Consider the following 17630-nt stretch of genomic DNA (forward strand, 5'->3'; position numbering starts at 1 on the left):
GGGTTTGGACCGGCCGGGTCAAATTCCCCGGCACAACGGTCATTTCACTCCTGGCCGTCAACACGGGATTCGAAAAGCGCAGTCGAACCATCCCTCGCAAGGGTGACGTAATGTCGCCACGTCATCACCGCCCGCTACGCTCGCTGCGTGACCCACACCGCGCGCCGTATCGGCCGAACTCTCGCTTTCGTACTGCCTGTCGTCATGGTCCTGTCCGGGACCCTCGCGGTCACCGCCGTGCCGTGGGCAGCTCACAACTCCGAGTCGACGATGCTCACCGCGTCGGCCCAGACCGTCTCCAAGCGCGCCAAGGCGCGCACGCCGCAGGACATCCTGCGCGACAAGCTTCTGCTGGAGCTCCAGGAGAAGGACCCGGGTGTCGCGCTGACCGACCTCCAACGTGCCGTGGAGGGGCGTCCGTCGCTCGCCCGGCACTGCATGTCGATCGCCAAGGCGCTGGGCAAGGCCGCGGTCGCCCAGTACGGTCCGACGCGCGCGCACCGCTTCTCGCGCCCGGTCTGTGACACGTCGTTCGCCTCGGGTGTCGCACAGTTCAGCTGACCGCTCCCGGCCGGGCACCGCATATCGTGCCTGGCATGCATACGTTTCCGACGCAGGCCGTGATCCTGGCGGGTGGCCAGGGATCGCGGCTGCGCCCGTACACCGATGACCGCCCCAAGCCGATGGTCGAGATCCCGGGCACCGGGACGCCGATCATCGGCCATCAGCTTTCCTGGCTGGCCGCCGAGGGCGTGACCGATGCCGTGGTGTCGTGCGGGCACCTCGCCGAGGTGCTCCAGGAATGGCTGGACGCGGCGGTGCTGCCGCTGAACGTGACGACGGTGGTGGAGTCCGAGCCGCTGGGCCGCGGTGGCGGGCTGAAGTACGCGGCGGCCCGGCTGCCCGATCCGGAGCAGCCCTGGTACGCGACCAACGGCGATATCTGGACCCGTTTCTCGTTGCGTGAGATGGCCGCGTTCCATGCGGAGCGTGATGCGACCGCGACGCTGGCGCTGGCTCGTCCGCGCATTCCGTGGGGTGCGGTGGAGACGGATGCCTTCGGCCACATCACGGACTTCATCGAGTCCCCGCCCTCGCCGTATCTGATCAACGCGGGGGTGTACGTGTTCTCCCCCGCGTTCACGGGGATGCTGCCGGACCGGGGTGACCACGAGCGGACGACGTTCCCGAGGCTGGCGCGCGAGCGCAGGCTGGCCGGGTATCCGCTGCCGCACGGGGCGTACTGGCGGGCCATCGACACGGCGAAGGACCTGACGGAGGCGGCGAAGGAGCTGGACGGGCAGTAGGCCCCTCCCCCGTTCGTCGGCGCGACCGCAGCACGCGGAAGGGGCGGGCACCGGATTCGTTTCCGGTGCCCGCCCCTTCCGCGTGTCCGTGGCGGGTGTCAGTCCGCGTGTCAGTGGTGGGTGTGAGTCCTCGTGTCCGTGGTGGGTGTCAGCCGAGGAGGCCGCCGATGGGGTTGCGGCCGCCGCCACCGCCGTCTCCGCCACCGCCGGTGGTGGAGGTGCCGCCCGTGGAGCCGGTGCCGGGGTCCGTGCCGCCCGTGGTGGCGCCGCCGGTGGGGCCGGAGGAGCTGGGGCCGGAGGAGCCGGCGGGGGGCTGCTGGGGGGTGGTCTGCTGCGGGGTGGTCTGTCCGGTGCCCTGGGTCTGGCTGGGCTGTCCGGCGCCGGCGGCCTGGCCGGACTCGCGGACGCTGTCCGCGGCGGGCGTGGAGGCCCGGGCGGACGGGGTGGTGGGTGCGGTGCTGCGGGAGGGGGTGGGGCTCTGTCCGGTGGGGGTGTGGGATGCCTTGCCGCTGCGGGACCTGTCGGGGAGCGGGGAGCCGGGGAGCTGGTTCGTCGGGACGCCGTTCGGGCCGGGGACGGTGACGACCTCGGAGGAGCGGACGGCGCCGCCGAGCATGGAGCCGATGAGGAGGGTGAGGCCGACGACGACGGTGGCGACGACGGCGCCGCGGCGCAGGACGCGGCGGCGGAGGTCCCAGATCTCGGAGCGGGGGCCGAGCTTGCGCCAGGCTTCGCCGGCGAGGCGTCCGTCGACGGAGTAGACGGGGGCGCCCGCGATGACGAGGGGGCTCCAGGCGGCGAGGTAGATGATGTCGGGCGCGTCGTAGGCGGCGACGGTGCGCCAGCTGACGGTGACCAGGAGGGCGGCGGACAGGAGGGCGCCGATGGAGGCGGCGACGCGCTGCCAGAGGCCGAGGACGGTCAGGACGCCGACGACGACCTGGAGGAAGGCGATGGTGAGGCCGGCGCCGACCGGGTGGGAGAGCGCGAAGTCGCGCAGCGGCTCGGCGAGCGCCCAGGGGTGGAGCGAGGTCAGCCACTTGACCATGGAGCCGCGGTCGCCGCCGTCGAAGTAGACGGGGTCACAGAGCTTGCCCATGCCGGCGTAGATGGAGATGAAGCCGAGGAAGACGCGCATGGGGAGCAGCACGACGCCGAGGTTCATGCGGCGGCCCGGGTAGTAGGCGTGCCGGACGTCGTCGGTGGCGCCGCGTCGGTCGCGGGTGCCGGTGACGTCGTCGGCGTCGTCGTCTCCGTCCCGGTATCCGCCCCGGTCGGGTCCGTCCGCGTCGTACGGTCCGGGCTCGACGGAGTCGTAGGCGCCGACGGCCTGGCGCATGGGGGGCAGCAGGGGGCCGTCCGGGCGGCGGGGCCGGTGCGGTGCGGTGATGACGGGGTTGGGCTGGGTCTCTTCGAGGCGCGGGATGACCTGGGTGCCGGAGCCGCCGTGTCCGCTGTCGAACTCGTAGGCGGGATACGGCTCGTAGGGGTCGTAGGCGGTGTCGGGCCGGCCCGCGGTGGAGTTCCGTACGGCCTGGAGGAGTCCGCTGGCGCCGGGGTCGCCGGGGGCGGACTTGCCGCTCCACACGACGGGGGCGCGTCGGCCGCGTCCGGCTCCGCTCATGGCGGGGATCCGGGCTCCGGCCGGTGCCACGCCGCGGAGCCGTGCGCGCTGGCCGGGGGCGAGCTGCACCCGGAAGCTGGCGTGGTTGACGATGACCTGCGCAGGGTCGCAGTCCACCTTGGCCATGCTCAGGGCGGGTTGTTCGTCGAACCGAGGCGTTCTGGTGTCCACACTCATCTAACCGAGTGATGTGTGTTTAGGACACTGCCTTGACGGTGTCGAAGTGTCCGAGGCCCGTCAACAGGGGGTGGCGGGGTGCGCCGGGGCGTGCGAGTGCGCGGATGCGCCCCCGGTGTGACCCCCGTGGGCCCCGGTCGGCCGCCGCCCGGGCGGGTGGTCCTGCGGGACGGGCCGTGCGGCCCGTCCCGGCGGCGGATCAGGCGCGGCGGCGTGCGACCTCGTACATCACGATGCCGGCGGCGACACCGGCGTTGAGGGATTCGGCGCCGCCCGGCATGGAGATGCGGACGCGGTAGTCGCAGGTCTCGCCGACGAGGCGGCCGAGGCCCTTGCCCTCGCTGCCGATGACGATGACGACGGGGCCGCCGAGGGCTTCGAGGTCCTCGACGGTGTGCTCGCCGTCGGCGGCGAGGCCGACGATCGCGATGCCTTCCTTCTTGTACGCCTCCAGCGCGCGGGTCAGGTTGGTGACGCGGGAGACCGGGGTGCGTGCGGCGGTGCCGGCGGAGGACTTCCAGGCTCCGGCGGTCATGCCGGCGGCGCGGCGTTCGGGCACGACGACGCCGTGGCCGCCGAAGGCGGAGACGGAGCGGACGATGGCGCCGAGGTTGCGGGGGTCCGTGACGCCGTCGAGGGCGACGATGAGGGGGTCCTCGCCGTTGTCGTAGGCGGCGGCGGTGAGGTCCTGCGGGTCCGCGTACTCGTAGGGCGGGACCTGGAGGACGAGGCCCTGGTGGTTGAGGCCGTTCGTCATGCGGTCGAGCTCGGGGCGCGGGGCTTCCATCAGGTTGATGTTGCCGCGCTCGCCGGCGAGCTGGAGGGCCTCGCGGACGCGCTCGTCGTTGTCGATGTACTGCTGGACGTAGAGCGTGGTGGCGGGCACGCCGTCGCGCAGGGCCTCGAAGACCGGGTTGCGGCCGACGACCATCTCGGAGGTGCCCTTGACGCCGCCGCGCCGGGGGGCGGGGCGGCGGTTGGCGGCCTGCTTGGCCTTGGCGGTCGCGATGCGGTTCTTCTTGTGCTTCTTGCGGGCCTCGGCGGGCGGCGTCGGCCCCTTGCCTTCGAGAGCGCGGCGTCGGTTACCGCCGCTGCCGACCTGCATGCCCTTCTTGTTGGACGTGCGGCGGTTCCTGCGCTGGCTGTTCCCGGCCATGACCTACCTGTTTCGTTGCTTCAGACGTGCGTACGTGTACGTAAGTGAAAGTGTGCCGCCCGGCGGGCCGGGCGGCACTCGGGAGGACTACTGGCGCGGGCCGAGTGTCCACCGTGGTCCGGTGGGGCTGTCCTCGATGACGAGGCCGGACTGGTTGAGCTGGTCGCGGATGGCGTCGGCCGAGGCCCAGTCCTTGCGCTCGCGTGCCGACTGGCGCTGGTCGAGGACGAGGCGTACGAGGGTGTCGACGACGCCGTGGAGGTCGTCGCCCCGGTCGCTCTCGCCGGCCCAGTGGTCGTCGAGCGGGTCGAGGCCGAGGACTCCGAGCATGGCACGGACCTCGGCGAGGCGTGCGACGGCGGCTTCCTTGTCGTCGGCGGCGAGGGCGGAGTTGCCCTGGCGGACGGTGGTGTGGACGATCGCGAGGGCCTGCGGGACGCCCAGGTCGTCGTCCATCGCCTCGGCGAAGGCGGGCGGCACCTCGGCGGCGGGGGCGACGGTCTCGCCGGCCTTCTCGGTGACGCGCTGGACGAAGCCCTCGATGCGCGCGAACGCGGATTCGGCCTCGCGCAGGGCCTCCTCGCTGTACTCGATCATCGACCGGTAGTGCGGGGTGCCGAGGTAGTAGCGCAGCACGATGGGGCGCCAGGCCTTGACCATCTCACTGACCAGCACGGAGTTGCCCAGGGACTTCGACATCTTCTCGCCGGACATGGTGACCCAGCCGTTGTGCACCCAGTACTTCGCGAACTCGTCGCCGAAGGCCTTGGCCTGGGCGATCTCGTTCTCGTGGTGCGGGAAGATCAGGTCGATGCCGCCGCCGTGGATGTCGAAGGCGGTGCCGAGGTACTTGTGCGCCATGGCGGAGCATTCGAGGTGCCAGCCGGGGCGGCCGCGGCCCCAGGGGGTCTCCCAGCTGGGCTCGCCGGGCTTGGACGCCTTCCACATGGCGAAGTCGCGCTTGTCGCGCTTGCCGGTCTCGTTGTCGCCGGAGGGCTGGCGCAGGTCGTCGAGGTCCTGGTTGGAGAGCTCCAGGTAGCCGGGGAACGAGCGGACGTCGAAGTAGACGTTGCCGTCGGCCGCGTAGGCGTGTCCGCGCTCGATGAGGCCGCGCATCATCTCGATCATCTCGGTGATGTGGCCGGTGGCGCGGGGTTCGTAGGTGGGCGGCAGGCAGCCGAGCGCGGCGTAGCCGTCGTTGAACGCGCGCTCGTTCTCGTAGCCGATGGCCCACCACGGGCGGCCCTGTTCGGCGGACTTGTTGATGATCTTGTCGTCGATGTCGGTGACGTTCCGGACGAACGTCACGTCGTAGCCGCGGTAGGCGAACCAGCGGCGCATGATGTCGAAGTTCAGTCCGGACCTGATGTGCCCGATGTGCGGGGCGGCCTGGACAGTAGCGCCACAGAGGTAGATCGAGACACAGCCCGCTGTGAGCGGGACGAAGTCACGGATCTGCCGGGCGCTGGTGTCGTACAGGCGAATAGTCACGCCTCAAGGGTAGTGGGCGCGCACCAGTGCCCAGCGACCCCTTGGGCGATTGCGTGGACAGTTGTTACGGCTCCGGGCGGGCCGGAGCCGTAGCAGGTGATCGTCCGGAGCCGTTCAGAGGCGTCCGACGACCTTGCGGGGCGTGATCCGGACGACGACACGGGGGTCGTCGTCGCCGGAGGCGGGGTTGAAGTCGGCGTACTTCTTGCCGGTGTACTTGAGGGACAGCTCGTCGATGAGTTCCTGGCCGCCTTCGGTGGTGAGCGCGGCGGTGCCGCGGATCTCGGCGTAGGTGTACGGGGCGTCGAAGGGCTGGACCACGACGGAGACGCGGGGGTCGCGGGCGAGGTTCTGTTCCTTGCGGCGGCCGGTGGTGGTGGAGATGAGGACGTCGTCGCCGTCCCGCTTCACCCAGACCGGGGACACCTGGGGGCTGCCGTCGGGCTGGATGGTGGCCACGGTGACGAAGACCGGAGTGTCGAGCAGTGCCTTGAGTTCGGCGGAGAGTGCGGCGGTCATGGCGTACGTCCTCCTGAGCGGGTCGGTGATGCCTCTACCTCTACCCCCTGCCCGCTTTCCCGTCCCTCTTTCCCGTCCGCGCCCTCCGGAAGGGTCAGTGCCAGTGCGGCGCCGGTGAGGGGCACGGCGGCGAGCGCGGCCCAGCGGACGGGGGCGGGGGCGTCGAGCAGGGCGCCGGTGGCGGCGCTGCCGCCGAGCACGGCGAGGCCGGAGACGGAGGAGAGCGCTCCGGTGGCCAGGCCCAGGTGCCGGTCGTCGACGAGGTCGGGTACGAGGCCGCGGGCGGCGGGCACGAGGAGCATCTGGCCGAGGGTCAGCAGGACGACGAGTGCGGCCGGGGGCAGCAGTCCTGCGGGGCCGGCGGGGGTCAGGGGCACGGCGGCGAATCCGGCGGCGACGGTCACGAGCCCGGCGACGAGGGCGGTGCGCGGGGCGAGGCGGTGGGCGGACCAGCGGGTCAGGGGCAGCTGGGCGAGGACGACGAGCAGCGAGGAGAGGGCGAAGAACCAGCCGAGGGCGGCCTGCGATCCGGTGGCGCGCTGCACCTCGGCGGGCAGGGAGAGGTAGAGCTGGTTGTACGCGACGAGGTAGCTGCTGTACGCGAGGCAGAGCAGCAGGAACGGCCGGCTGGTGAACACGTGGCGCGCCGCGCCGCGGTGGGCGGGCGTCCGGGTGGCGGGCGCGCGGTGCGGCATGAGCCGGGCGTGCCCGGCGAGGACGGCGGCGAAGACGAGGACGCCGGCGAGACAGGCGGCCCGGAAGCCGGCGTCGAGCAGGAGCAGCAGTGAGCCGAGGAGGGGGCCGAGGAAGGCTCCGGCCTGTCCGGCGGCGGAGAACCGGGCGAGTACGTGGGCGCGGGGGGTGCCGGTGCGCTGTTCGTGCCGGACGGCTTCGCGGGCGGTCTCGGATTCGACGGCGGGTGAGAAGAGCGCGGCGGCGAATCCGGTGAGCAGGACGGCTCCGACGACCGTGGCGGTGGAGTCGGCGAAGGCCAGCCAGCCGAAGCCCGCGATGCGCAGGGCGCAGCCGGTGAGGACGACCGGCCGGGGGCCGTAGCGGTCGGTGAGGGTGCCGCCGACGACGAAGAGGCCCTGCTGGCTGAAGGTGCGCAGGCCGAGGACGAGGCCGACGAGCCAGCCGGTCATGCCGAGCCCGGTTCCGAGGTGGGTGGCGAGGTAGGGCAGCACGGCGTAGAAGCCGGTGTTGAACGCGAACTGGGTGGTGGTGAGGAGGCGGAGGTAGGGGGTGGTGACGGCGGTCATCCGGTGGCCCCGGCCCGGCTGTTCCCGGTGGTCCTCCGGGGGCGCCTGCCCCGTACCGCCGCTGCGGTGAGGACCGCGAGCGCGCCGAGGACGGCGAGGGCCGCGGCGGGGGCGAGGACGGACCAGGGGGCGCGTTCGGCGTAGGGGAGGTTCTCGGAGAGCATGCGCCCCCATTCGGGTGAGGGGGGTGCGGTGCCGAGGCCGAGGAAGCCGAGGGAGGCGAGGGCCAGGGCGATGGCGGGGACGCGCAGCACGGCGTGGCGGGCGACGGGGGGCAGGATGCCGGGCAGGAGGTGGCGGCGCAGCAGGTGGAGCCGTCCGGCGCCGAGTGCGCGGGCCGCGGCGAGGTGGGGGGCGGCGCGTTCCTGGGCGTACAGGGCGGCGGTGTGGGCGGCGAGGGGGGCCCAGGCGACGGCGGTGACGGCGGCCGCGGCACTCCAGGGGCCGGGGCCCGCGAGGCCGGCGACGACGAGACCGGTGAGGATCGCGGGCAGCGCGTTGGCGGTCTCGGTGAGGGCTCCGGCGCGTACGGCTCCGAGGGCGAGGCCGATGAGCAGGGTGGCGGCGGACACGGCGGCGGCGGTCAGGACGGTGCGGGCGGCTCCGTGGCCGAGGCGGGCGAGGATGTCGCGGCCGAGGGAGTCCGTGCCGAGGGGGTGGGCGGTGGAGGGGCCGGCGAGGCGGGCCGCGGCGTCGATGTGGAGCGGGTCGCGCAGGAGTCCGGCGACGGTGACGGCGGCGAAGAGCGCGGCGAGCAGGAGGGCGCAGGCGATCAGGGGCCGGTGCGCGCGGGCGGCGGGCGGGACGAGTGCGGGCAGGGCGCCGTCGTTCAGGGCGGGGCCGAGCAGGGTGCGGGAGGCGAGGCGGGCGGCGAGTCCGGCGGCGGTGCCGAGGAGCAGCAGGATCAGGACGCAGGCCTGGAGGACGGGGAGGTCCTGGGCGAGGGCGGCGGACAGGGCGGTGGAGCCGAGGCCGGGGATGGCGTAGAGGGTTTCGACGGCGACGGCTCCGCCGGTGAGTCCGACGACGACCATGCCGAGCTGGGGCAGCAGTCCGGGCAGGGTGCGGCGCAGGGCGTGGCGGGCGGTGCGGTGTCCGGGTATCCCGGCCGCGGTGGCGGTGCGGGCCCAGGGTTCGGCGAACGCGGCGGGCAGGGCGTCGTCCAGGAGCCGGCCGAGGAGGGCGCCGGCGGGGATGCCCATGGCGAGGGCGGGCAGCACGGTCTGTTCGGGGGCGCCCCAGCCGAGTGCGGGGAGCCAGTCCAGCCGGACGGCGACGACCGCGGCGAGGACGGCGGCGATCAGGAATTCGGGGAGGGCGGCGAGGACGGCGGCGCCGGTGCCCGCCCCGGCGGTGACGATCCGGCTGCGTGCCCCCCGCCGCAGGGTGCGGGCGGTGAGGGCGGCGGCTGTCAGGAGGGCGACGGCGAGGGAGACACCCATGAGGGACAGGGAGACCCCGAGGGCGGATAGCGCGTCGGGGGCGACGGGCTGCCCGGAGACCCAGGAGCTGCCGAGGTCGCCGTGGAGGAGTCCGCCGAGCCAGCCGCCGAGGACGTGGAGGGGGCCGCCGTCGAGGCCGGTCTCGGCGCGGATGGCGTCGAGGGTCTCGGGCGTGGGCGGCCGGTCGGCGTAGCGGGCGTGCAGGATCGTGAGGGCGGGGTCGGTGCGGGTGAGCCGGGGCAGCAGTCCGATGACGGCGACGACCGCGAGGAGTGCGGCGAGCCGGCCGGCCAGGGCCGCGGCGGGCAGCGTCCGCCCGTGCGGGAGCGGCGTGCGGCGCTTCCCCGGGCTCTCGGCGTGCCGGAGGGGGGTCCTCGTGGCGGACGTCCTCAAGCTTGTGTCCGGTGCGGCGGGCGGGGGCGGTGACGGGGTGGGCGTCGCCGGGCGTGGCGCTGGCTTCACCCGGTCACCCGACGTGGGTGTCTGCGGTGATGAGGGTGCGTTCCATCGGGTCGAGGGAGACGCCCCGGACGCGGCTGTCGTCGTAGCCCTGGACGAAGCGTTCGTGGAGGAGCGGTACGAGGGCGTCGGTGCCGAGGACGTCCGCCTCGGCGGCTGCGGCCGCGGTGTGGCGGGGGTCGGTCCCGGCGGTGGTGGCGGCCTTGCTCACCTCGGCGTCGACGCGCTTGTCGCAGAGCTGGGAGATGTTGAAGGTGCCGTCGCAGGTGAAGTCGGACGCGAGGTAGGAGACCGGGTCGGCGGTGTCCAGGAGGGTGTTGCGGGCCTGGATGAAGGCGTCGTACTTCCCGGCGAGTGCGTCGGCCTCCAGCTGGGCGTAGTCGCGGACGACCTGCTTGACGGTGAAGCCGCGCCTGCTGAGCTGCTGTTGGACGACGGTGGCGGCCTCGGGGAGTTCGGGCCGGTTGGTGTAGGTGGCGAGGACGATCTCCTTCGTCCGTGCGACCTGCGCCCCGGTCGCGGCCTCGGCCCGGTCCACGGGGGCGGTGCGGGCGGCGGCGGCCCAGGGCACGCCGGGGCCGAGGAGGCCCTGCGCGGTGTCGGCGTGGCCTTCGTAGACGGCCTTGACGAGGGCCTTGGAGTCGATGGCCTCGCGGGCCGCGGCGCGCATCGCCGGGTCGGCGAAGACGCCGCGCCGGGTGTTCAGGGAGAGGCCGTTGGTGCGGGCGGAGGGGAACTCGTGGACGAGCCCGTCGCCGAGGAGGGAGGTCTGGGAGACGGGTATGTACTCGGCGACGTCGACGGCTCCGGTGCGCAGGGCGTTGGCGCGGGCGGTGCCGTCGGCGACGAAGGTGACGTCGGCGCCGGGGGCCTTGGCCGCGGTGCCCCAGTAGCTGTCGTTGCGTTCCAGGGTGGCGCTGACGGCGCCCTTGACGGCGGCGAGGGTGAAGGGGCCGGTGGCGTGGCCGGCCGGGTTCACCTTGCCGCCGGTGTAGGCGGCGGCGGACAGGATCGTGAGCGAGGGGTTGGCGAGGCGCTGGGGCAGCAGGGGGTCGGCCTCGTCGGTGACGATCCGTACGGTGCCGGTGCCTTGGGCGGTGGCGGTGAGGCCGGTGTCGGACAGGACGCGGGGCTTCGGCGAGGCCTGCTCCGCGGCGGTCAGGGACCGTACGACGGCGGCCGCGTCGACCTTCGTGCCGTCCTGGAAGGACGCCTTGCGCAGGGTGAAGGTCCATTCCTTCGCGCTGTCGCGCTTCCAGGAGGTGGCGAGTGCGGGCCCGGCCGCGCCCTGGCGGTCGAGGGTGGTGAGGCCCTCGATGACCGCGAGACGGCTGAGCGTGACGGCGTCGTCGCCGTAGGGGGACATCGCCTGGGCGGGCGGGAAGGCCATGACGACCCGGAGGCGTCGCCCGCCGTCCGCGGCGTCGTCGGCCGCGCTGCCGGAGCAGGCGGTGGCGAGCGGGACGAGGAGGGCGGTCGCGGACAGGGCCAGCGGCAGCACGGAGCGACGGCGTCGGGGCGTGGACATGGAACGACCTTATATGGAAATGATTGTCATTTAGAAATGGGGGTCACGCGCTGAGGGACGGCGGCGGCGCCTTCGCGCGGACCGGACCCCGTCGGCACCATCGGCAGTGCGAAGTGGACGATGCCCTGGCCGCCGCCCGGCAGCGCGCGCTCGTCGCAGACCTCGTGCGCCAGCGACCGCCAGAACGGCTCGGCACCCGGGACGGCGGGGTCGGTGTGCAGATAGACCGCCTCGTAGCCACCGGCCCGCGCCACGAAGTCACGGAGTTCGCGCACCATCCGGCGTGCGAGCCCGCGCCTGCGGTGCCCGGGTGCGACGTAGATCCGGCAGAGCTGGGCGGTGGTGCCGGACGGGAAGCGGTCCGCGACCCACTGCGGGTTGGGCGGGGCCTGGGGCCCCCGGTCCCGCACGGCGCCCGTCGCGACGATCTCGCCGTCCCGCTCGGCCACCAGCAGGGTGCAGCGGGCGGGGCGCAGATAGGCGGCCTCGGGGTCGATGATGTCGGCGTGCCAGCGCGGTACGTAGCCGGAGCGCAGGTCGCGGTAGACGGTGTCCAGCATCACGGCCCGCGCCCCGCCGATGTCCGCGGTCCCGGCGGTGCGCAGGACGTACCCGTCGGCATCGGCCCGTACCGGAGCGATCGTCGTCGTGCTCATCCCGGAGCTTCACCGTCCCTTGTCCGCCACGTCATTGCCGTATCAGCGTACGTGCAAGTGATGTGCAACAAGGTCGCGGGCCCCGGAGACCGCCAGGTCAGACCCCCGGAGCGGTGTCCCCCATCGCGTCCGGGACGACGGAGGAACCGGTCGGCAACGCCGACCGTCCGGGTCCGGCCGGACGAGGGTCGGACCGTGCGCTCCGGCTCCGGGCGGCTCAGCCGGTGCGGTAGACCAGGGCCGTCGCGATGCCCGCGATGCCCTCACCCCGGCCGGTGAAGCCGAGCCCGTCGGAGGTGGCGGCGGAGAGCGAGACGGGTGCGCCCACGGCGGCGGAGAGGACCTTCTGCGCCTCGTCGCGCCGCTTGCCGATCTTCGGGCGTACGCCGACGACCTGGACGGCCACGTTGCCGATCTCGAAGCCCTCGGACCGGACGATCCTGGCCGCCTCGGTCAGCAGCGTGACGCCCGCGGCACCGGACCACTCGGGGCGCCCCGTGCCGAAGTGCTGCCCGAGGTCGCCGAGACCGGCGGCCGAGAAGAGCGCGTTGCACGCGGCGTGCGCCACGACGTCGGCGTCGGAGTGACCGGCGAGTCCGGGCCCCTCGCCCTCCCACAGCAGGCCCGCGCACCACAGCTCACGGCCCTCCTCGAAGGCGTGGATGTCGGTGCCGATCCCGACGAGCGGGATCACGGGCGCGCCGCGCCCGGGACCCTCGGATACCTCAGAAGCCATCGTTCGCCCTCCTGCGTGCGAGAACCGCCTCGGCCAGGACGAGGTCCAGCGGCCGGGTCACCTTGAACGCCTCTTCGTGCCCGGGTACGACCACGACGGGTGCCCCGAGCTGCTCGACCATGCCCGCGTCGTCCGTCGCACCCTCGCCGCTGACGGCGACCTCCTCGTGGGCGCGCACCAGCGTGTCGCGGTCGAAGCCCTGCGGGGTCTGCACCGCGCGCAGCCGGGCCCGTACCGGGGTGGAGAGAACCGGTTCGGGCTCCCCCGGCGCCCCGGGCTCGACCTCCTTGACGGTGTCGGCGAGCGGCAGAGCGGGGACGACCGCGGGCGCCCCGTCCCGTACGGCCTCGATCACCGCGTCCACCGTGTCGACGGGCACGAGCGGGCGGGCCGCGTCGTGGACGAGGACGGCGTGGACATCGGCGGGCAGCGCGTCGAGCCCGAGCTTCACCGACTGCTGCCGGGTCTCGCCGCCGGGCACGACGAGGAAGTCGGTGCGCTCGGGCAGGGCGTGCTCGTCGAGCAGGTTCCGCACCCCGGGCGCGCCGTCGGGCGGCGCGACGACCACGACCAGGGAGACATGGCGGGAGGCCGCCATGGCCCGTACGGCGTGGATGAGCATGGGCGTCCCGCCCAGCGCACGGAGCGCCTTGGGGGCGCCCGGGCCGAGCCGTACGCCGCGGCCGGCCGCGGGAATCACGGCGGCGGTGCGGTAAGGACGCGATTGATCAGACATCGGTTGCACTCCGAAGCATCGGCATGTTTGTCTCCACGGCGGACGTGGGTATGGCCACAAGCGAGCCGGGCGCTACGCCATGACTCGACCGGGACCCTTTCCGTGACCCCGGGCGAGACGGGACCGCCCCGGCCGCTCGGGATCGGCCTCACACGTCGACTTCACAAGATCGCGAGCAAAGTACCGGGGGATCGTCGATGAGGCCAACGCATCGGCGCATCGGGGAGAACATCCGGGTTCGGCGGGCCGCGCAGCCCCTCGGCGTCCGCGAACCGGGGCCGTGTCCGGATTCCGCGTACCGGCGTGCGGCCCTCGCGCACTCCCCGACGGGATGCGCAGCAGCGGACCGGCTCACCCCCGGACATGTCACCGGGCATGTCTCAGCCGGATCCGCACCGGCCGGACAGCCGTCAGCCGTGTGCGTCACGGCCGCGCAGGCCGTCGGCGCGCAGGTCACTGCCGGACCGACGGAAGCCGGACATGCCGCAGCGCCCGACGACACACCGTGTGAACGGCTGGTCAGCGGGCACCGCGGCACATTATTGAGGACCGGTGCGATCCGGTTCAGGACGCGAGGACCTCGTCGAGGAGAGCCTCGGCCTTGTCCTCGTTCGTGTTCTCCGCGAGAGCGAGCTCACTCACCAGGATCTGGCGCGCCTTGGCGAGCATGCGCTTCTCACCTGCGGAGAGTCCGCGCTCACGCTCGCGACGCCACAGGTCACGGACGACTTCCGCGACCTTGATGACATCACCGGATGCGAGCTTCTCGAGATTTGCCTTGTAGCGTCGGGACCAGTTCGTCGGCTCCTCGGCATACGGTGCGCGCAGCACCTCGAAGACCCGGTCCAGCCCTTCCTGCCCGACCACGTCACGCACGCCTACGAACTCCGCATTGTCCGCCGGCACACGCACCGTCAAGTCGCCCTGAGCGACCTTGAGCACCAAGTAGGTCTTGTCCACGCCTTTGATCTGGCGAGTTTCGATAGCCTCGATCAGCGCGGCCCCGTGATGGGGATAGACCACGGTGTCGCCAACCTTGAACGTCATGTGACAGGTACCCCTTCCGTGGCTATCAAGAGTAACACGAGAACAGCTTCTCCTGAATGGCGTTTTCGCAGGTCAGGGCATATCTCGGGGCTTGACAACTACAACAGGGACGTGCTGCGGAAGGCTTCCGGAGGACGGTATTCGCAGGTCGGAGCGGCTGCGCGGGCGAGGAGAAACGCGGACGTTACACCCGCCGGAAGCCGCTCGGAAGTGACGAGACGTCCCGTTTTGCCGGGTTCCGGATGATGAACATTCCGTACTCCGTTCGGAGATCGATCACCCGTACGGCGGTAAGTGCCGGTGGCCAATGAAATTGATCAACGCCGGGCACCATGAGGATTATGTGCAATGAATGCGCCACGGCCGCTTGAACAGCGGCGCGAAGCGCAGGGGGGAACGCAGGGCGAACGCACGGCGGAATTGATCAAGCGTGTTATGTGAACCGGACACGAAACATCTCGCGCACGACGGCCCGCGATCCCCGGGGCCGCCAGGGGCGGGTCGGGTGAGGGGCGGGGACGGCGGCTCGGTAACCTGGCCGCTGACACACCCTTAGGACGGCTTTACACCACGCCGCCCGACCCCGTCCGTACGTCCGCTCGTTCAAGGAGTTGCCGCCGCCGTGAGCCGCAGCCTTCGACACGGCGTCCTCGCCGCCACTGCCATCGCGTTCTCGATCGCCGCGCTCTCCGCATGCGGAGCCGGCAAGAACGCGCAGACGCTCGAAGTCAGGCCTGACAACGCCGCCACGTCGTCCGGCGACATCAAGATCCAGAACGCGAACGTCGTCACCCAGCCGGTGCGCGGCGCCAACGGCCCGGCCGTGGTCACCGCCACGCTGTTCAACAACGGCTCCACGGCGGAGACCCTCGACGCCATCACCCTGACGGGCAGCGGCGGCTCCGTGCAGCTGCACGCCGCCAAGGGCGCGGGACCGGTCGTCGTACCGGCCGGCGGCCAGGTGATCCTCGGCGGCGCGGGCAACGCCTCCGCCGTGATCGAGAACGGCAACGAGGCCACGCAGAACGGCAACGTGCAGTCGCTGGTCTTCAAGCTCAGCCGGACCGGCGACATCGCGCTGGGCGCGTCCGTCGTGCCCTCCGACAGCTACTTCAAGGGCTTCGGCCCCAGCTCGCTGCCGAAGCTCCCGAAGCCGCAGGAGGAGTCGCCGGAGGCGACGCCGTCCGGTTCCGCGTCCGAGACCCCCGGCGCGTCCGGCACCCCGTCCGCTCCGGCCTCGGAGGGCGACACCACCACCCCGAGCGACGCGGCGTCCGACTCGCAGCAGCCGGGCTGACCGCAGGCACGCAGCACGGCAGCAGGTGTGGCTGAGGGCGCCTCCCGAGTCCGGGAGGCGCCCTCAGCCACACCTGCTGCCGTATCGCCCCGGACCGGGGCGGCGGGCCGGTTTACGGCTCGAACTTGTACCCGAGACCCCGCACCGTCACGAGGAACCGCGGGGCGCCCGGGTCCGGCTCGATCTTGGCGCGCAGCCGCTTCACGTGGACGTCGAGCGTCTTGGTGTCGCCCACGTAGTCCGCGCCCCAGACCCGGTCGATCAGCTGCATCCGGGTCAGCACCCGGCCGGCGTTGCGCAGCAGCATCTCCAGCAGGTCGAACTCCTTCAGCGGCAGGTCGACCTTGCCGCCGGAGACCGTCACGACGTGACGGTCCACGTCCATCCGCACCGGGCCCGCCTCCAGGGCGGCCGGGCTGACCTCCTCCGGCTCCCCGCGGCGGCGCAGCACCGCGCGGATGCGGGCGACGAGCTCGCGCGAGGAGAAGGGCTTGGTCACGTAGTCGTCGGCTCCTATTTCCAGGCCGACGACCTTGTCGATCTCGCTGTCCTTGGCGGTGACCATGATCACCGGGACGTTGGACTTGCTGCGCAGCTGCCGGCAGACCTCCGTGCCGGGCAGGCCGGGCAGCATCAGGTCGAGGAGCACGAGGTCGGCGCCGTTGCGCTCGAACTCGTCCAGGCCGTCGGGTCCGGTGGCCGCGATGGCGACCTCGAAGCCTTCCTTGCGGAGCATGTAGGACAGGACGTCGCTGAAGGATTCCTCATCCTCGACGACAAGCACTCGGGTCACGGAAGAGCCTCCGGGGCAGGGAACGAATCAAAAGTGTCGGGTGCGGCGTCCGGGCAGGACGCCTCGTCGCCGTTGACGATGAGCGGGCCGCCCGATGAGCGGTCCCGGTCCCGTACGGAGCCCGCTTCGGGCAGCCGCAGGGTGAAGGTGGAGCCCTGTCCCTCCGAGCTCCAGACGGTGACCTCCCCGCCGTGCGAGGCGGCCACGTGCTTGACGATGGCGAGGCCGAGGCCGGTGCCACCGGTGGCGCGCGAGCGGGCCGGGTCGACGCGGTAGAAGCGTTCGAAGACCCGTTCCCGGTCCTTCTCCGAGATGCCGAAGCCCTGGTCGGTCACGGCGATCTCGATCTCGTCCCCGCCGGGTACGACCACCCGGCGCACGGCGATGCCGACGCGGGTACGGGCAGGGCTGTAGTTGACGGCGTTCTCGACGAGATTGCCGAGTGCCGCGGCAAGCTGGCCGCGGTTGCCCCATATGCGGAGCTCGGCGGTACCGCCCGCGGCCATGGTGATCTGCTTGGAGCCGGCCTGCTGCCGGCAGCGGTCGATGGCCTCGGCGACCAGTTCGTCGACGCGGACCGGCTCGGCGTCCTCCAGCGGGTCGTCGTTCTGCACCCGGGAGAGGTCGATGAGCTCCTGCACGAGGTTGGTGAGACGGGTCGCCTCGATCTGCATCCGGCCGGCGAACCGCTCCACCGCCTCCGGATCGTCGGAGGCGTCCATCACGGCCTCCGAGAGCAGGGACAGCGCACCGGTCGGGGTCTTGAGTTCATGGCTGACGTTGGCGACGAAGTCACGCCGGACCGCCTCGATGCGGCGGGCCTCCGTGAGGTCCTCGACCAGCAGCAGAACCAGCCGGGAGCCGAGCGGGGCGACCCGGGCGGAGACCGCGAGGGCCTCGCCCCGGCCCGTACCGCGCCGGGGAAGGTCCAGTTCGACCTGGCGTATCTCCCCGTCACGGCGGGTGTCCCTGGCCATGTTCAGCATCGGCTCGACGGCCAGGCGCCCTCCCCTGACCAGTCCCAGCGCGTACGCGGCGGAGCTGGCCTTGACGACGCTGTCGCTCTCGTCGAGCACGACCGCGGAGGAGCTGAGCACGGACAGGACCGTGTCGACCCCGGGAGGCAGGGGGGCGCCGCTGTCGGGCCGCAGAGACGTGCGCGTGGGTTTCTTCTGGTCGCGCTCGCTCCAGCGGAACGCCAGCATGGCGATCACACCGGTACACACCCCGGCGATCGCTGCAGCTGCGGCGACCGCCGCGTTCACGTCCATGCCTCCAGGTTATGCGGCCCCGCCTGCACTCTCCCAGCCGTCCGAGTGCCTATCCGAACACTCGTCGCCCAGAGTTCACCGAGGGGCAAGCGTTGGTTCACTTGGCAGGTCGGAACCCGACGCGTACGC

16 protein-coding genes are annotated in these 17630 nt (G+C 72.4%); 3 read left to right on the forward strand and 13 right to left on the reverse strand.

Annotation, left to right across the window (positions count from 1 at the left end; translation table 11 throughout):
• Positions 1 to 147 precede the first annotated feature (147 nt).
• Both ACGFZA_RS35115 and ACGFZA_RS35120 read left to right on the forward strand, forming a co-directional pair.
• Positions 148 to 561, forward strand: a complete 414-nt coding sequence (locus ACGFZA_RS35115; protein ID WP_385283581.1) for a hypothetical protein — start codon at positions 148 to 150, stop codon at positions 559 to 561.
• Between the two features lie 35 nt (positions 562 to 596).
• Entirely contained in the window at positions 597 to 1307 is a 711-nt protein-coding gene (locus tag ACGFZA_RS35120; protein ID WP_385283582.1) for an NDP-sugar synthase, read from the forward strand.
• Between the two features lie 148 nt (positions 1308 to 1455).
• Here ACGFZA_RS35120 and ACGFZA_RS35125 read toward each other — a convergent pair whose 3' ends face one another.
• The 11 genes from ACGFZA_RS35125 to ACGFZA_RS35175 all read right to left on the reverse strand — a co-directional run bounded on the left by ACGFZA_RS35125 (position 1456) and on the right by ACGFZA_RS35175 (position 14140).
• Positions 1456 to 3108 (reverse strand): DoxX family membrane protein, encoded by a 1653-nt coding sequence (locus ACGFZA_RS35125; protein WP_393684517.1) that lies wholly within the window; start codon positions 3106 to 3108, stop codon positions 1456 to 1458.
• Between the two features lie 199 nt (positions 3109 to 3307).
• Positions 3308 to 4264: a 23S rRNA (guanosine(2251)-2'-O)-methyltransferase RlmB gene (gene rlmB, locus ACGFZA_RS35130; protein WP_385283587.1), complete on the reverse strand. Its 957-nt coding sequence runs from the start codon at positions 4262 to 4264 to the stop codon at positions 3308 to 3310.
• Positions 4265 to 4351: 87 nt separating this feature from the next.
• Positions 4352 to 5755 (reverse strand): cysteine--tRNA ligase, encoded by a 1404-nt coding sequence (gene cysS, locus ACGFZA_RS35135; protein ID WP_326737745.1) that lies wholly within the window; start codon positions 5753 to 5755, stop codon positions 4352 to 4354.
• A gap of 114 nt (positions 5756 to 5869) precedes the next feature.
• Positions 5870 to 6274: a PPOX class F420-dependent oxidoreductase gene (locus ACGFZA_RS35140; protein ID WP_385283590.1), complete on the reverse strand. Its 405-nt coding sequence runs from the start codon at positions 6272 to 6274 to the stop codon at positions 5870 to 5872.
• Positions 6271 to 7536, reverse strand: a complete 1266-nt coding sequence (locus ACGFZA_RS35145) for an MDR family MFS transporter (protein WP_393684520.1) — start codon at positions 7534 to 7536, stop codon at positions 6271 to 6273. Before ACGFZA_RS35145 ends, ACGFZA_RS35140 begins: the two co-directional genes overlap by 4 nt.
• Positions 7533 to 9287, reverse strand: coding sequence for an ABC transporter permease subunit (locus ACGFZA_RS35150; RefSeq protein WP_393684730.1), 1755 nt, complete (start codon positions 9285 to 9287; stop codon positions 7533 to 7535). The genes ACGFZA_RS35145 and ACGFZA_RS35150 overlap by 4 nt, the downstream gene beginning before the upstream one ends.
• A gap of 157 nt (positions 9288 to 9444) precedes the next feature.
• Entirely contained in the window at positions 9445 to 10965 is a 1521-nt protein-coding gene (locus tag ACGFZA_RS35155; protein WP_393684522.1) for an ABC transporter substrate-binding protein, read from the reverse strand.
• Between the two features lie 26 nt (positions 10966 to 10991).
• Positions 10992 to 11621, reverse strand: a complete 630-nt coding sequence (locus tag ACGFZA_RS35160) for a GNAT family N-acetyltransferase (RefSeq protein WP_393684524.1) — start codon at positions 11619 to 11621, stop codon at positions 10992 to 10994.
• 217 nt (positions 11622 to 11838) lie between these two features.
• Positions 11839 to 12357: a 2-C-methyl-D-erythritol 2,4-cyclodiphosphate synthase gene (ispF, locus tag ACGFZA_RS35165; protein WP_385283600.1), complete on the reverse strand. Its 519-nt coding sequence runs from the start codon at positions 12355 to 12357 to the stop codon at positions 11839 to 11841.
• Positions 12347 to 13093 (reverse strand): 2-C-methyl-D-erythritol 4-phosphate cytidylyltransferase, encoded by a 747-nt coding sequence (gene ispD / locus ACGFZA_RS35170; RefSeq protein WP_385283603.1) that lies wholly within the window; start codon positions 13091 to 13093, stop codon positions 12347 to 12349. The genes ispF and ispD overlap by 11 nt, the downstream gene beginning before the upstream one ends.
• Positions 13094 to 13657: 564 nt before the next feature.
• On the reverse strand, positions 13658 to 14140 hold the full coding sequence (locus tag ACGFZA_RS35175) for a CarD family transcriptional regulator (RefSeq protein ID WP_006380568.1): 483 nt from the start codon (positions 14138 to 14140) through the stop codon (positions 13658 to 13660).
• Positions 14141 to 14762: 622 nt separating this feature from the next.
• Between ACGFZA_RS35175 and ACGFZA_RS35180 the strand changes: the two genes are divergently transcribed.
• Complete coding sequence (locus ACGFZA_RS35180) at positions 14763 to 15437, forward strand: DUF461 domain-containing protein (RefSeq protein ID WP_393684527.1); 675 nt, start codon at positions 14763 to 14765, stop codon at positions 15435 to 15437.
• Between the two features lie 112 nt (positions 15438 to 15549).
• Here the strand turns inward: ACGFZA_RS35180 and ACGFZA_RS35185 are convergent, their stop codons facing one another.
• Positions 15550 to 16230, reverse strand: coding sequence for a response regulator transcription factor (locus ACGFZA_RS35185; protein ID WP_024489696.1), 681 nt, complete (start codon positions 16228 to 16230; stop codon positions 15550 to 15552).
• The gene (locus ACGFZA_RS35190) at positions 16227 to 17501 is read right to left on the reverse strand and encodes a sensor histidine kinase (protein WP_385289052.1); all 1275 of its coding nucleotides are present in this window, start codon (positions 17499 to 17501) and stop codon (positions 16227 to 16229) included. Before ACGFZA_RS35190 ends, ACGFZA_RS35185 begins: the two co-directional genes overlap by 4 nt.
• Positions 17502 to 17630 lie beyond the last annotated feature (129 nt).

Origin of the sequence: Streptomyces sp. NPDC048211 (assembly GCF_043202315.1) — a bacterium.
Taxonomy (GTDB): Bacteria; Actinomycetota; Actinomycetes; order Streptomycetales; family Streptomycetaceae; genus Streptomyces.